Genomic DNA, 14,774 nt, shown 5'->3' on the forward strand with positions numbered 1-14,774 from the left:
GATTCTGAGTACGGTGCGGTCTTCAAGCAGGATTACAGTCAGTGTGGGAGGGGGCTTGCTCCCGATGGCGGTGGGGCGGTCGACTTATTGGTAACTGACTCAGCGCGATCGGGAGCAAGCCCCCTCCCACATTTGGATTCGGTTTCTTCAGTTGAACGCTGGAAACAGAAACCCCGGCACTGGGCCGGGGCTTGTTTGCAGCGTTACAACCTTACTTCAGCTTGGCAATCGCCGCATTGAGCGTGTTGCTTGGGCGCATGACCTTGCTGATCAGCTCCGGGTTCGGCGCGTAGTAGCCGCCGATGTCCACTGGCTGGCCCTGTACGGCGTTGAGCTCGGCAACGATGGTTGCCTCGTTCGCGGCCAGGGTCTTGGCAAGTGTGGCGAATTGCGCTTGCAGTGCGGTGTCTTCAGTCTGCGCGGCCAGGGCTTGGGCCCAGTACAGCGCCAGGTAGAAGTGGCTGCCGCGGTTGTCGATGTTGCCGACTTTGCGCGATGGCGACTTGTTGTTGTCGAGGAACTGGCCGGTGGCCTGGTCCAGGGTCTTGGACAGTACCAGGGCTTTGGGGTTGTTGTATGTCACACCCAAATGCTCAAGCGATGCGGCCAGGGCCAGGAACTCGCCCAGGGAATCCCAGCGCAGGAAGTTTTCTTCCAGCAACTGCTGCACGTGTTTCGGTGCCGAACCGCCAGCGCCGGTTTCGAACAGGCCACCGCCGTTCATCAGCGGCACGATCGACAGCATCTTGGCGCTGGTGCCCAGTTCCATGATCGGGAACAGGTCGGTCAGGTAGTCGCGCAGTACGTTGCCGGTCACCGAGATAGTGTCCAGGCCCTTGCGGGTGCGCTCCAGGGTGAACTTCATCGCGTCGACCGGCGACATGATGCGGATGTCCAGGCCTTCGGTGTTGTGGTCTTTCAGGTAGGTCTGGACTTTCTCGATCACCGCACCGTCGTGGGCGCGTTGTGGGTCGAGCCAGAAGATGGCCGGGGTGTTGCTGGCGCGGGCACGGTTGACGGCGAGTTTGACCCAGTCCTGGATCGGCGCGTCTTTGGCCTGGCACATGCGGAAGATATCGCCGGCTTCGACGGGCTGTTCCATCAGCAGGTTGCCCTTGCTGTCGGTGACGCGGACGACGCCGTCAGCTTTGACCTGGAAGGTCTTGTCGTGCGAGCCGTACTCTTCGGCTTTCTGTGCCATCAGGCCAACGTTCGGCACGCTGCCCATGGTGGTCGGATCGAAAGCACCATGAGCCTTGCAGTCTTCGATGGTGGCTTGGTAGATGGTGGCGTAGCAGCGATCCGGGATCACGGCCTTGGTGTCGTGCAGTTGGCCGTCGGTGCCCCACATTTTGCCGGAGTCACGGATCATGGCTGGCATCGAGGCGTCGACGATGACGTCGCTCGGCACGTGCAGGTTGGTGATGCCTTTGTCGGAGTTGACCATCGCCAGGGAAGGGCGCGAGGCGTAGACCGCCTGGATATCGGCTTCGATCTGCGCTTGCTGCTCGGCCGGCAAGGCCTTGATGCGTGCGTACAGGTCGCCGATGCCGTTGTTCAGGTTGAAGCCGATCTGCTCCAGCACGGTGGCGTGCTTGGTCAGGGCGTCTTTATAGAACTCGGCAACGATCTGGCCGAACATGATCGGGTCGGAGACCTTCATCATGGTGGCTTTCAGGTGAACCGACAGCAGTACGCCTTGTTTCTTAGCGTCTTCGATTTCGGCGGCGATGAAGCTGCGCAGGGCGTTCTTGCTCAGCACGGAGCTGTCGATGATTTCGCCAGCTTGTACCGAAGTTTTTTCCTTCAGTACGGTCGCGGTGCCGTCTTTAGCGATCAGTTCGATTTTGACCGCGTCGGCGGCCTCGATCTGTACGGCTTTTTCGCTGCCGTAGAAGTCGCCGTGGCTCATGTGAGCAACGTGGGACTTCGAGTCGGCAGCCCAGGCGCCCATCTTGTGCGGGTGCTTGCGTGCATAGTTCTTGACCGACAGCGGTGCGCGGCGGTCAGAGTTGCCTTCGCGCAGTACCGGGTTCACGGCGCTGCCCTTGATCTTGTCGTAACGTGCGCGGGTTTCTTTTTCCGCGTCGGTGGTTACGGTTTCCGGGTAGTCCGGCAGGGCGTAGCCCTGGGCCTGCAGTTCCTTGATCGCCGCCTGCAGTTGAGGGGTCGAGGCACTGATGTTAGGCAGCTTGATGATGTTGGCTTCAGGCGTAACGGCCAGGGCGCCCAGTTCGGCGAGGTGGTCCGGTACGGCTTTGGCGCCCAGTTGCTCGGGGAAGCTTGCGAGGATGCGCCCGGCGAGGGAGATGTCGCGGGTTTCCACGGCAATATCAGCGGAAGCGGTGAAGGCCTCTACGATAGGCAGCAGTGAATAGGTGGCGAGGGCTGGTGCTTCGTCGGTGAAGGTGTAGATGATCTTCGAGCGGGTGGGCATATTCGGATTAACTCTCTTCTTTGCTGAAAGCGTGCGCAGAAACTCGAGATGCGCCGGGTAGAGCGCGTTCGTTCAAAGTCATCCATGAGCGAAAGGTCGAGATTTCTTCGCGGTGATGTTGGGTTGCATCAGTCGAGCGTCAAGCGGGTGGACTATTGTTTAGTCCGGCTTTTTCAGGCGGAGGGCGATGCTTTCTATTGAAGAAGCAAGCGGTCGGCCATCGTGACTCTTTGGTCAGCGGCGGCATTATACATAGGTCGCTATGCTTACGCCGAGCTCTCATACAAAAGGTGGGGCGTCCATTGGTCTAAAGGTCGCAGGGACCCCGTTACATCTAAAGTCGCATGATGTGCTCAAGATTGGCGCTTTTCCCTTTGCTTTCAAGCTAGTAGGCAACTAAATATGCTGTTTTCGATGCAAATGAGCGTGGCGTGAGGTTTCAGTCGTCATTTATCTGGAGTAGGCTCGAACGCAGCCAGATGTTCAATCCATAGATGGAGTTCAGCATGGGATACAAGAAGATTCAGGTTCCGGCAGTCGGCGACAAAATCACCGTCAATGCAGACCATTCTCTCAATGTTCCTGACCAACCGATCATCCCTTATATCGAAGGTGACGGTATTGGCGTCGACATCAGCCCGGTGATGATCAAGGTGGTCGACGCAGCTGTTGAAAAAGCCTACGGCGGCAAGCGCAAAATTTCGTGGATGGAAGTGTTCGCCGGCGAAAAAGCGACCCAAGTCTACGACCAGGACACCTGGCTGCCCCAAGAAACCCTGGACGCGGTCAAGGATTACGTGGTGTCCATCAAGGGGCCTCTGACCACCCCGGTCGGTGGTGGCATCCGTTCGTTGAACGTGGCCCTGCGCCAACAGCTCGACCTCTATGTGTGCCTGCGCCCGGTGCGCTGGTTCGAAGGCGTGCCAAGCCCGGTCAAGAAGCCTGGCGACGTGGACATGACCATCTTCCGCGAAAACTCCGAAGATATTTACGCCGGGATCGAGTGGAAAGCCGGTTCGCCAGAAGCGATCAAAGTGATCAAGTTCCTCAAGGAGGAAATGGGCGTTACCAAGATCCGTTTCGACCAGGATTGCGGCATCGGTATCAAGCCGGTCTCCAAGCAGGGTACTGAGCGTCTGGTGCGCAAAGCCCTGCAATACGTCGTGGATAACGATCGTGAGTCGCTGACCATCGTGCACAAAGGCAACATCATGAAGTTCACCGAAGGTGCCTTCAAGGAATGGGCCTACGGCATCGCCGAGAAAGAATTCGGCGCGACGCTGCTCGACGGCGGTCCATGGATGCAGTTCAAGAATCCAAAAACCGGCAAGAACGTAGTGGTTAAAGATGCAATTGCCGATGCCATGCTTCAGCAGATCCTGCTGCGCCCGGCCGAATACGATGTGATCGCCACGTTGAACCTCAACGGCGACTACCTTTCTGATGCGCTGGCGGCGGAAGTAGGGGGCATTGGCATTGCGCCGGGGGCCAACCTGTCCGATACCATCGCCATGTTCGAGGCTACCCACGGTACTGCGCCCAAGTATGCGGGCAAGGACCAGGTCAACCCGGGCTCATTGATTCTGTCGGCGGAAATGATGCTGCGCCACATGGGCTGGGCCGAGGCGGCTGACTTGATCATCAAGGGCACCAATGGCGCGATCTCGGCCAAAACCGTGACCTATGATTTCCATCGCTTGATGGACGGTGCCAAGTTGCTGTCTTCGTCGGGGTTTGGCGATGCGTTGATTTCGCATATGTAAGCAAAGTGGCATAAAAAAACGGCCACCCTGGATTGACTGGGGTGGCCGTTTTCGTATTGCAAGACTGCATGCTCGGCGGCGAATCAGGCCGTTTGTTTCTTTTCTTTATGAGCGTGCGATGCTGCGGGCTTTTCAGGTGTTCCAACTTTCACTGCATCAATGTTCACGGCGTGCAGCCCTTTCGGTCCTTGAATGATTTCAAAGCTCACAGCTTGTCCCGCCTTCAGCGTTTTGTACCCATCCATGATGATCGCCGAATAGTGCGCAAAAAGGTCCTCGCTTTTACCTTCTTCGTTAATAAAACCATATCCCTTGGCGTTATTGAACCACTTGACCTTGCCACTGATCTTGACGCCAGACATACCCATATCCCTCTGCACCAGACTCCATCACTGGAGTATCATCCAGTTTATCCGTCCTAACCCGAATAATAAGGTTGACTGCGCGGACCTTTTTTACCCACTGTGGGTTCTATTGGTTGTAACACCGATTTACCGATAGTCAAGGTGACCGAACGGTCAGAGTTGAAATTCTGACAGGTCGCCCCCACCACTGTATTTGAACCACTGACGAACCTTTCTTTCCATGCATGCAATCAGCCAGATTCGACTAACATTCAATCAGGATCGCCCGGATCACGAACACGATGACGACGGTTCTGCAGGCATTGCTGTTCAGGAGGCTAAGCCTGCTCTACAGGCGCCGCCGATGTACAAGGTGGTTTTGTTCAACGATGACTACACACCGATGGATTTCGTCGTCGAAGTGCTCGAGGTGTTTTTTAACCTGAACCGCGAGTTGGCGACCAAGGTAATGCTGGCCGTTCACACAGAAGGACGGGCAGTATGTGGAGTGTTTACCCGCGACATCGCCGAGACAAAGGCCATGCAGGTCAACCAGTACGCCAGGGAAAGCCAGCATCCGCTACTCTGTGAAATCGAGAAGGACGGTTAACGCCGACCACTTGGGTATGAGGTGAAGCTATGTTAAACCGCGAGCTCGAAGTCACCCTCAATCTTGCCTTCAAGGAGGCTCGTTCGAAGCGTCATGAATTCATGACCGTCGAGCACCTGCTGCTGGCACTTTTGGATAACGAAGCTGCCGCCACCGTTCTGCGTGCGTGCGGCGCCAACCTCGACAAACTCAAGCATGACCTGCAGGAGTTCATCGACTCCACGACGCCACTGATCCCCGTGCATGACGAGGACCGTGAAACCCAGCCGACCCTAGGCTTTCAGCGGGTATTGCAGCGTGCTGTTTTCCACGTGCAGAGCTCCGGTAAGCGTGAAGTCACGGGCGCCAATGTGCTCGTCGCCATCTTCAGTGAACAGGAAAGCCAGGCAGTGTTTCTGCTTAAACAGCAGAGCGTTGCCCGTATCGATGTCGTCAACTATATCGCCCACGGTATCTCCAAAGTGCCTGGGCACGGCGAACATTCCGAGGGTGAGCAAGATATGCAGGACGACGAGGGCGGTGAGTCTTCTTCTTCGAGCAATCCATTGGATGCCTATGCCAGCAATCTCAATGAGCTGGCGCGCCAGGGGCGGATCGATCCGCTGGTGGGGCGCGAGTCTGAGGTTGAGCGTGTGGCGCAGATCCTAGCGCGTCGTCGCAAGAACAACCCGTTGCTGGTGGGCGAGGCAGGCGTGGGTAAAACCGCGATTGCCGAAGGCCTTGCCAAGCGTATCGTCGACAACCAGGTGCCGGACCTGTTGGCCAACAGCGTCGTCTACTCCCTTGACCTTGGCGCGTTGCTCGCCGGGACCAAGTACCGTGGCGATTTCGAGAAGCGCTTCAAAGCGTTGCTCGGCGAGCTGAAAAAACGCCCGCAGGCGATCCTGTTTATCGATGAGATCCACACCATCATTGGTGCTGGTGCGGCGTCTGGTGGGGTGATGGATGCTTCCAACCTGCTCAAGCCGTTATTGTCGTCCGGTGATATCCGCTGCATCGGCTCGACCACATTCCAGGAGTTTCGCGGGATCTTCGAGAAAGACCGCGCCCTGGCGCGTCGTTTTCAGAAAGTCGACGTGTCCGAGCCTTCGGTTGAGGACACCATCGGTATCCTGCGTGGCCTCAGGGGGCGTTTCGAAGCGCACCATGGCGTTGAGTACACCGATGAAGCGCTGCGTGCCGCTGCCGAGTTGGCGTCGCGCTACATCAATGATCGGCACATGCCGGACAAGGCCATCGATGTGATCGACGAGGCGGGTGCCTATCAGCGCCTGCAGCCGGTCGAGAAGCGTGTGAAGCGCATCGATGTGTCTCAGGTCGAGGCGATAGTGGCCAAGATCGCGCGGATTCCGCCAAAACACGTCAGCAGTTCCGACAAAGAGCTGCTGCGTAACCTGGAGCGCGACCTCAAGCTCACCGTGTTTGGCCAGGATGCGGCCATCGACTCGCTGTCCACTGCGATCAAGTTGTCGCGGGCGGGCCTCAAGTCGCCGGACAAGCCGGTCGGTTCGTTCCTGTTCGCCGGTCCGACCGGCGTTGGCAAGACCGAAGCGGCCCGGCAGTTGGCCAAGGCCATGGGTATTGAGTTGGTGCGGTTCGACATGTCCGAATACATGGAGCGTCACACCGTGTCGCGCCTGATCGGTGCGCCTCCGGGCTATGTCGGGTTTGACCAGGGCGGTCTGTTGACCGAGGCGATCACCAAGCAACCGCATTGCGTATTGCTCCTCGATGAAATCGAGAAGGCACACCCGGAAGTCTTCAACCTGCTGCTGCAGGTCATGGATCACGGCACGCTGACCGACAACAACGGGCGCAAGGCGGACTTCCGCAACGTGATCGTGATCATGACCACCAACGCCGGTGCTGAAACCGCCGCGCGGGCTTCGATCGGCTTTACGCATCAGGATCACTCTTCCGATGCGATGGAAGTGATCAAGAAGAGCTTTACGCCGGAGTTCCGCAACCGCCTGGACACCATTATCCAGTTTGGTCGCCTCAGTCATGAGGTCATCAAAAACGTGGTGGACAAGTTCCTCACCGAGCTTCAAGCGCAGTTGGAAGACAAGCGCGTGCAGTTGGAGGTGACGGACGCGGCGCGCAACTGGCTGGCCGAGGGTGGTTACGACGCGGCAATGGGCGCTCGCCCGATGGCGCGTCTGATCCAGGACAAGATCAAGCGGCCATTGGCCGAAGAGATCCTGTTTGGCGAACTTGCCGACCACGGTGGCGTGGTGCATATCGACCTGAAGGACGGCGAGCTGACCTTCGAGTTCGAAACCACGGCCGAAATGGCCTGATTGTTCTGCAGCTACGCAAAAGGCGCCGAAAGGCGCCTTTTTGCTGTCTTGAGATGCAATTTCCAGAACAATGGAAGTCCAGTGTGGGAGGGGGCTTTCTCCCGATAGCGGTGGGTCAGGCAGCTAAATTTGTTGTTGAGTGACCGCTATCGGGAGCAAGTCCCCTGCTACATTGGGTTTTGGGTGTCAGGTAAATCCTGCGCGCACACAAAAACGCCCGGCATAACCGGGCGTCTTGTATTGACTTGATTAACGGGCGCGGTAAGTGATGCGCCCTTTGCTCAGGTCATAGGGCGTCAGCTCGACGCGCACTTTGTCACCGGTAAGAATACGAATGTAGTTCTTGCGCATCTTGCCGGAGATATGCGCGGTTACGACGTGCCCATTTTCCAACTCCACACGAAACATGGTGTTGGGCAGGGTGTCGACGACAGTGCCTTCCATTTCGAAGCTGTCTTCTTTCGACATGCAGTAAAGCCCTCGGTATCCAGTGAATGGCCCGGTGCAACTGCGCCAGGCAAAAGCGGCGTGCATTGTGCCCGAAAAAGGGTGTTTAAGCCAAGGGGTTCTAGTTAAGCGTGACCCATCTTTGATTAATCAGCAGTTCAATGGGGCGATATTGGGTCTTGTAGTTCATCTTTTTGCAGTTTTTGATCCAGTATCCAAGGTACACCGCCTCCAGTTCCAGGCGCAGGGCCTCGCTGATTTGCCAGAGGATCGCGAAGCGTCCCAGGCTGCGCCGCTCTTCGGCCGGTTCATAGAAGGTGTACACCGCCGACAGGCCATTGGGCAGCAAATCGGTCACGGCGACGGCTAGCAAGCGCCCGTCGAGTCGAAATTCGTAGAAGCGTGAGAAGGGCAGTTCACGCACCAGAAAGGTGGAAAACTGGTCGCGACTGGGTGGGAACATGTCGCCGTCGGCGTGGCGCTGTTCGATGTAGCGCTGGTAAAGGTCGAAATACTCTTCACTGAACCTGGGATTGGCCGCCGTGACAGTCAGGTCCGCGTTGCGCTTGAGGATGCGCTTCTGGTTGCGGTCTGGCACAAACTGCGCCGCCGGAATTCGGGCCGGTACGCAGGCATTGCAGTTTTGGCAGTGCGGTCGGTATAGGTGATCGCCGCTGCGCCGAAACCCCATTTCCGAGAGGTCGGCATACACATGCACATCCATCGGCTGGCTGGGATCGAGGAACAGCGTGGTGGCCTGCTCGTCGGGCAGATAGCTGCAAGCGTGGGCTTGAGTGGCATAAAACTTCAATCGCGCCAGCTCGGTCATGATCAACCCTCGGATAAGCTTTGAAATAAGTGTAAGCCAGGTGCGAGGAAGTCGCCTAGGAAACCCACGGTCCAGTGCTGGGTTGGTCCAGATAATCGCGCAGGAAGCCGGCGAAGTCGCTGCGCGGTATGGCGCGCGCACCCAGGCTGTGCAGGTGATCGTTGGGCATCTGGCAGTCGATCAGCACAAATCCCCACGCCTGTAGCTGTCGGGTCAGTGTGGCAAAGCCGAACTTCGAGGCGTTGTCGGCGCGGCTGAACATGGACTCGCCAAAAAACAACCGGCCCATCGCCAGCCCATACAGGCCGCCCACCAGTTCGCCGTTGTCCCATACCTCTACCGAATGCGCGTAACCCCGTGCGTGCAGCTCCTGGTAGGCGCTCTGGATGCCCTCGGTGATCCAGGTGCCATCTGCGTAGGCGCGTGGCGCAGCGCAGGCCTGGATGACTGCGGCGAAGTCCTGGTCGAAGGTCACGCTGTAGCGCTGCTGGCGCAATAATTTGCCGAGGCTGCGGGATACGTGCAGTTCGTCGGGGAAGATCACGGTGCGTGGGTCCGGTGACCACCAGAGAATCGGCTGACCTTGCGAAAACCACGGAAAGCAGCCGTGGCGATAGGCCTGGATCAGTCGCTCGGCCGACAGGTCGCCACCGGCGGCGAGCAGGCCATTGGGTTCGCGCATGGCTTTGGCCAGCGGGGGGAAGGTCAGAGTGTCGCGTTGTAACCAGGTCAGCATGGCATCCAGGCTTACGGAAGGGGAGGGGAGTGGCAGGTACGGGGCCTGCCCTGTAGATGATTGATTATTGTCGACCCGGCGCCAGGGAGCCAGCCCGAATCGGGCATTGGTGTGGATTAGCGTGAACGGGTGTTTCTGCAACTCTCTCTTAGAGACGTGGTCGTATTCGGGATTGCCCCATGCAGGCCAATTGCCAACCTTGCCTGGATTGCTATAAACAGCGCATAAGCCTTTGTCAGCAAAGACAATGCGTGCTCAAATTGAACAGTATGTGACACTTGAATTGTTCAGGCTGCCGCGCAAGGGGCAAGTGCGTGGCATCAGGGACACAAACCCGTACAATGCGGGCATTCTGGCGTTATCGCCGTTTCACTCGTCAATCGCTCGGTGTTAAAGGTAGATTTAACGACGTTCGTATATTTTTTCAGCTGCTCGGATTGGGCGGCAGTGTGCAGTCATTCAACAGATGGACGCGCTAAAGGCGCAGGAAAAGACCCGTTTTGAAGAAATCCACCGCGACACAAAAAACAGTCGTGCCGGCCTGGCGTCAGCACCTGCATTATCGGCTCAAGGAAGGTGCACTGATCGCCATCGGCGCCCTGTGCCTGTTCCTGATGATGGCCTTGCTCACCTATGGCAAGGACGATCCGGGCTGGAGCCACAACAGCAAGATCGAAGACGTGCAGAACTTCGGTGGGCCTGCCGGTTCCTACAGCGCCGATATTCTGTTCATGGTGCTGGGTTATTTCGCTTACATCTTCCCGTTGCTGCTGGCGATCAAGACCTGGCAGATCTTCCGCCAGCGTCATGAGCCGTGGCAGTGGAGCGGCTGGCTGTTTTCCTGGCGCCTGATCGGCCTGGTGTTCCTGGTGCTGTCCGGTGCGGCGTTGGCGCATATCCATTTCCATGCCCCAACCGGCCTGCCGGCGGGAGCCGGCGGTGCGTTGGGTGAGAGTCTCGGTGACCTGGCCCGCAAGACCCTGAATATCCAGGGCAGCACGCTGATGTTTATCGCGCTGTTCCTGTTTGGCCTCACCGTGTTCACCGACCTGTCGTGGTTCAAGGTGATGGATGTGACCGGCAAAATCACCCTCGACCTGCTGGAACTGTTCCAGGGCGCCGCCAACCGCTGGTGGTCGGCTCGGGTCGAGCGCAAGCGCATGGTGGCCCAACTGCGCGAGGTGGACACCCGCGTCAACGAGGTCGTGGCCCCGAGCACGCCGGACCGGCGTGAACAAGCCAAGGCCAAGGAACGCCTGATCGAGCGCGAGCAAGCCCTGAGCAAGCACATGTCGGACCGCGAGAAGCAAGTGCCGCCGGTCATCGCCCCGGCACCGATCAAGGCTCCCGAGCCGAGTCATCGCGTGCAGAAAGAGAAACAGGTGCCGTTGTTTGTCGACAGCGCGGTCGAAGGCACATTGCCGCCGATCTCGATTCTCGACCCGGCCGAGAAGAAACAACTCAACTACTCCCCTGAATCCCTGGCGGCCGTCGGCCATTTGTTGGAAATCAAACTCAAGGAATTCGGCGTCGAAGTCTCGGTGGACTCGATCCACCCCGGCCCGGTGATTACCCGTTACGAAATCCAGCCAGCGGCCGGGGTCAAGGTCAGCCGTATCTCCAACCTGGCCAAAGACCTCGCCCGTTCCCTGGCCGTGACCAGCGTGCGCGTGGTGGAAGTGATCCCCGGCAAAACCACTGTGGGCATCGAGATTCCCAACGAAGACCGCCAGATCGTGCGCTTCTCCGAGGTATTGTCGACCCCGGAATACGACAACTTCAAATCGCCGGTCACCCTGGCCCTGGGCCACGACATCGGCGGCAAGCCCGTGATCACTGACCTGGCGAAAATGCCTCACCTGCTGGTGGCCGGTACCACCGGCTCGGGTAAGTCGGTAGGTGTCAACGCGATGATCCTGTCGATCCTGTTCAAGTCCGGCCCGGAAGACGCCAAGCTGATCATGATCGACCCGAAGATGCTCGAATTGTCGATCTACGAAGGCATTCCGCACCTGCTGTGCCCGGTCGTCACCGACATGAAGGACGCCGCCAACGCCCTGCGCTGGAGCGTTGCCGAAATGGAGCGGCGCTACAAGCTGATGGCGAAGATGGGCGTGCGCAACCTGTCGGGCTTCAATGCCAAGGTCAAGGAAGCCCAGGACGCCGGCACGCCGCTGACCGACCCGTTGTACAAGCGCGAAAGCATCCACGACGAAGCGCCATTGCTGACCAAGTTGCCGACCATCGTCGTGGTGGTCGACGAATTTGCCGACATGATGATGATCGTCGGCAAGAAGGTTGAAGAGTTGATCGCACGTATCGCCCAGAAGGCCCGTGCCGCCGGTATCCACTTGATTCTCGCTACCCAGCGGCCGTCGGTGGACGTGATCACCGGTCTGATCAAGGCCAACATCCCGACGCGCATGGCGTTCCAGGTATCGAGCAAGATCGACTCGCGGACCATCATCGACCAGGGTGGAGCCGAACAGCTGCTGGGCCACGGTGACATGCTCTACATGCCGCCGGGCACCAGCCTGCCGATTCGCGTGCATGGCGCGTTCGTTTCCGACGAAGAAGTCCATCGCGTGGTGGAAGCCTGGAAACTGCGCGGCGCGCCGGAATACAACGACGACATTCTCGCGGGCGTTGAAGAGGCCGGCAGCGGCTTCGACGGCGGCAGCGGTGGCGACGATGATGCCGAAACCGACGCGCTGTACGACGAGGCCGTGGCTTTCGTATTGGAAAGCCGCCGCGCCTCGATCTCGGCCGTGCAGCGCAAGCTGAAAATCGGCTACAACCGCGCCGCCCGCATGATCGAATCCATGGAAAATGCCGGTGTCGTCACCGCAATGAACACCAACGGCTCGCGCGAAGTCATCGCTCCCGGGCAGATGCGCGACTGATCACGCGCCGCGTGGCAGCACGCGGCGCGCCCTAACGACTCAATGAGGACTCCCATGCGTCTTATCCGCATGCTGTTGTTGCCGGTACTGGCCCTGACGGCTGTTTCTGCTCACGCTGATCCGGCCTCCGTCGCCAGCCTGACCAACCTGCTCGACAAATCCAAGACCCTGACTGCGCGCTTCTCCCAGTTGACCCTGGACGGCGGCGGCACCCAGTTGCAGGAAACCGCCGGTGAAATGGCCGTGCAGCGCCCAGGGCTGTTCTACTGGAAGACCGACGCGCCGAATGAGCAGACCATCGTCTCGGACGGCCAAAAAGTCACGTTGTGGGACCCGGACCTGGAACAGGCGACCATCAAGAAGCTCGACCCGCGCCTGAACCAGACCCCGGCGCTGCTGCTGTCGGGCGATGTATCGAAAATCAGCGACAGTTTCGACATCACCTCCAAGCAAGCCAGTAATGTGATCGACTTCACCCTCAAGCCGAAATCCAAGGACACGCTGTTCGACAGCCTGCGCCTGTCGTTCCGCAACGGTGTGATCAATGACATGCAACTGGTCGACAGCGTTGGCCAGCGCACCAATATCCTGTTCACCGGGGTCAAGGCCAACGAGCCGGTGCCCGCCTCCAAGTTCAAGTTCGACATCCCCAAGGGTGCCGACGTGATCCAGGAATAACCTGCCTAGAGGTTTCAAACGCTGCCCATGGACCTGTTTCGAAGTGATCCGATCGCTCAACCCCTGGCCGCACGCTTGCGTTCGACCAACCTGGATGAGTACGTCGGTCAGGAACACCTGCTCGCTCGCGGCAAGCCTTTGCGCGAAGCCCTGGAGCAGGGTGCGCTGCACTCGATGATTTTCTGGGGGCCGCCGGGGGTGGGTAAAACCACCCTGGCGCGGCTGCTGGCGAAAGTCTCGGATGCCCACTTCGAAACGGTCTCGGCGGTGCTGGCCGGGGTCAAGGAGATCCGCCAGGCGGTGGAAGTGGCCAAGCAGCAGGCCGGGCAATATGGCAAGCGCACCATCCTGTTCGTCGACGAAGTGCATCGCTTCAACAAGTCGCAGCAGGATGCGTTCTTGCCGTATGTCGAAGACGGCACGCTGATTTTTATCGGTGCAACCACCGAGAACCCGTCCTTCGAATTGAACAACGCCTTGCTCTCGCGGGCGCGGGTGTATGTGCTCAAAAGCTTGGATGACGCGGCGATGCGAAAGCTGCTGCAGCGCGCCTTGAGCGAAGACAAGGGCTTGGGCAAGCGCCAGTTGAGCCTCAGCGATGAAGGCTTCAAGATCCTGTTCAGCGCCGCCGATGGCGACGGGCGACGTTTTCTCAACCTGCTGGAGAACGCGTCCGACCTGGCCGAGGACGGCAGCGAGATTGGCGTCGAGCTCCTGCAAAGCCTGCTCGGCGACACACGCCGGCGTTTCGACAAGGGTGGCGAAGCGTTCTACGATCAGATTTCGGCGCTGCACAAGTCGGTACGCGGCTCCAACCCCGACGGCGCGTTGTACTGGTTCGCGCGCATGATCGACGGTGGCTGTGATCCGCTGTACCTGGCGCGCCGCGTGGTGCGCATGGCCAGTGAAGACATCGGCAACGCCGACCCGCGCGCCCTGAGCCTGTGCCTTGCGGCGTGGGAAGTTCAGGAGCGCCTCGGCAGCCCGGAAGGCGAGTTGGCGGTGGCTCAGGCGATTACCTACCTGGCGTGTGCGCCGAAAAGTAACGCGGTGTACATGGGCTTCAAGTCAGCACTGCGCGCGGCGGCCGAACATGGCTCCCTCGAAGTGCCGCTGCACCTGCGCAATGCACCCACCAAGCTGATGAAGCAACTGGGTTACGGTGATGAATACCGCTACGCCCACGATGAGCCGGACGCCTATGCCGCCGGCGAAGATTACTTCCCCGACGAGCTTGAGCCGCAGCCGTTCTACCAACCGGTGCCCCGTGGCCTGGAGCTGAAGATCGGTGAAAAGCTCAATCACCTCGCTCAACTCGATCGCCTCAGCCCCAAACAGCGGAGAAAGTAGTGCTCAAGACGATTCTTGCCGTGTCCGTTGCCGGCATCGCTGGTACATTATTGCGTTTCGCCACCGGTACTTGGGTAAACGCCAACTGGCCAAAGCATTTTTATGCGGCGACCCTGGCGGTCAACCTGGTGGGCTGCTTGATCATCGGGCTGCTGTACGGCTGGTTCCTGCTGCGCCCGGAAGTGCCGATTGAAATTCGTACCGGCTTGATTGTCGGCTTTGTAGGCGGTCTGACGACCTTTTCATCCTTTTCACTGGATACGCTGCGCCTGCTGGAAAGCGGGCAAGCCCTGGTCGCTTTCGGGTACCTAGGCATCAGCATATTCGGCGGGCTGCTCGCCACCTGGGCCGGCCTGTCCTTGACCAAACTTTGATAA

The 14,774-nt window shown here is 58.9% G+C and carries 12 protein-coding genes; 7 read left to right on the forward strand and 5 right to left on the reverse strand.

The features are described from left to right. Positions 1-211 precede the first annotated feature (211 nt). Positions 212-2,437: an NADP-dependent isocitrate dehydrogenase gene (locus ACP7CJ_RS17605; RefSeq protein WP_276197517.1), complete on the reverse strand. Its 2,226-nt coding sequence runs from the start codon at positions 2,435-2,437 to the stop codon at positions 212-214. Between the two features lie 506 nt (positions 2,438-2,943). Between ACP7CJ_RS17605 and icd the strand changes: the two genes are divergently transcribed. Continuing rightward, on the forward strand, positions 2,944-4,200 hold the full coding sequence (gene icd / locus ACP7CJ_RS17610; RefSeq protein WP_276197518.1) for an NADP-dependent isocitrate dehydrogenase: 1,257 nt from the start codon (positions 2,944-2,946) through the stop codon (positions 4,198-4,200). An 83-nt stretch (positions 4,201-4,283) separates the two neighbouring features. Here icd and cspD read toward each other — a convergent pair whose 3' ends face one another. Then, entirely contained in the window at positions 4,284-4,562 is a 279-nt protein-coding gene (cspD, locus tag ACP7CJ_RS17615) for a cold shock domain-containing protein CspD (RefSeq protein ID WP_276197519.1), read from the reverse strand. A 223-nt stretch (positions 4,563-4,785) separates the two neighbouring features. On the opposite strand from cspD, the gene clpS reads away from it, so the two are divergent. Both clpS and clpA read left to right on the forward strand, forming a co-directional pair. After that, a complete protein-coding gene (gene clpS, locus ACP7CJ_RS17620) occupies positions 4,786-5,154 on the forward strand; it encodes an ATP-dependent Clp protease adapter ClpS (RefSeq protein ID WP_010567912.1) in 369 nt (122 codons plus the stop codon). Positions 5,155-5,183: 29 nt separating this feature from the next. After that, entirely contained in the window at positions 5,184-7,454 is a 2,271-nt protein-coding gene (gene clpA, locus ACP7CJ_RS17625; RefSeq protein WP_276197520.1) for an ATP-dependent Clp protease ATP-binding subunit ClpA, read from the forward strand. A 249-nt stretch (positions 7,455-7,703) separates the two neighbouring features. Here the strand turns inward: clpA and infA are convergent, their stop codons facing one another. From infA to aat, 3 genes are all read right to left on the reverse strand, one after another. Further along, complete coding sequence (gene infA / locus ACP7CJ_RS17630; protein WP_002553999.1) at positions 7,704-7,922, reverse strand: translation initiation factor IF-1; 219 nt, start codon at positions 7,920-7,922, stop codon at positions 7,704-7,706. Positions 7,923-8,022: 100 nt separating this feature from the next. Then, the gene (locus ACP7CJ_RS17635; protein ID WP_276197527.1) at positions 8,023-8,730 is read right to left on the reverse strand and encodes an arginyltransferase; all 708 of its coding nucleotides are present in this window, start codon (positions 8,728-8,730) and stop codon (positions 8,023-8,025) included. Between the two features lie 55 nt (positions 8,731-8,785). Next, positions 8,786-9,466: a leucyl/phenylalanyl-tRNA--protein transferase gene (gene aat / locus ACP7CJ_RS17640; RefSeq protein WP_276197528.1), complete on the reverse strand. Its 681-nt coding sequence runs from the start codon at positions 9,464-9,466 to the stop codon at positions 8,786-8,788. A 500-nt stretch (positions 9,467-9,966) separates the two neighbouring features. Between aat and ACP7CJ_RS17645 the strand changes: the two genes are divergently transcribed. The 4 genes from ACP7CJ_RS17645 to crcB are packed head-to-tail and all read left to right on the forward strand — an operon-like array spanning position 9,967 to position 14,771. Continuing rightward, complete coding sequence (locus ACP7CJ_RS17645) at positions 9,967-12,369, forward strand: DNA translocase FtsK (RefSeq protein ID WP_276197529.1); 2,403 nt, start codon at positions 9,967-9,969, stop codon at positions 12,367-12,369. Between the two features lie 54 nt (positions 12,370-12,423). Next, positions 12,424-13,047: an outer membrane lipoprotein chaperone LolA gene (gene lolA, locus ACP7CJ_RS17650; protein ID WP_276197530.1), complete on the forward strand. Its 624-nt coding sequence runs from the start codon at positions 12,424-12,426 to the stop codon at positions 13,045-13,047. A gap of 27 nt (positions 13,048-13,074) precedes the next feature. Further along, the gene (locus tag ACP7CJ_RS17655) at positions 13,075-14,397 is read left to right on the forward strand and encodes a replication-associated recombination protein A (protein ID WP_276197531.1); all 1,323 of its coding nucleotides are present in this window, start codon (positions 13,075-13,077) and stop codon (positions 14,395-14,397) included. Then, complete coding sequence (crcB, locus tag ACP7CJ_RS17660) at positions 14,397-14,771, forward strand: fluoride efflux transporter CrcB (protein WP_276197532.1); 375 nt, start codon at positions 14,397-14,399, stop codon at positions 14,769-14,771. Before ACP7CJ_RS17655 ends, crcB begins: the two co-directional genes overlap by 1 nt. Positions 14,772-14,774: the final 3 nt, after the last annotated feature.

The organism is Pseudomonas sp. PSPC3-2 (genome assembly GCF_049897085.1).
Taxonomy (GTDB): Bacteria; Pseudomonadota; Gammaproteobacteria; order Pseudomonadales; family Pseudomonadaceae; genus Aquipseudomonas; species Aquipseudomonas paraveronii.

Bases quoted from the DNA above. Each gene is read 5' to 3' on its own strand.
- ACP7CJ_RS17605 (WP_276197517.1), bottom strand. From the start codon at position 2,437: ATGCCCACCCGCTCGAAGATCATCTACACCTTCACCGACGAAGCACCA.
- icd (WP_276197518.1), top strand. From the start codon at position 2,944: ATGGGATACAAGAAGATTCAGGTTCCGGCAGTCGGCGACAAAATCACC.
- cspD (WP_276197519.1), bottom strand. From the start codon at position 4,562: ATGTCTGGCGTCAAGATCAGTGGCAAGGTCAAGTGGTTCAATAACGCC.
- clpS (WP_010567912.1), top strand. From the start codon at position 4,786: ATGCATGCAATCAGCCAGATTCGACTAACATTCAATCAGGATCGCCCG.
- clpA (WP_276197520.1), top strand. From the start codon at position 5,184: ATGTTAAACCGCGAGCTCGAAGTCACCCTCAATCTTGCCTTCAAGGAG.
- infA (WP_002553999.1), bottom strand. From the start codon at position 7,922: ATGTCGAAAGAAGACAGCTTCGAAATGGAAGGCACTGTCGTCGACACC.
- ACP7CJ_RS17635 (WP_276197527.1), bottom strand. From the start codon at position 8,730: ATGACCGAGCTGGCGCGATTGAAGTTTTATGCCACTCAAGCCCACGCT.
- aat (WP_276197528.1), bottom strand. From the start codon at position 9,466: ATGCTGACCTGGTTACAACGCGACACTCTGACCTTCCCCCCGCTGGCC.
- lolA (WP_276197530.1), top strand. From the start codon at position 12,424: ATGCGTCTTATCCGCATGCTGTTGTTGCCGGTACTGGCCCTGACGGCT.
- ACP7CJ_RS17655 (WP_276197531.1), top strand. From the start codon at position 13,075: ATGGACCTGTTTCGAAGTGATCCGATCGCTCAACCCCTGGCCGCACGC.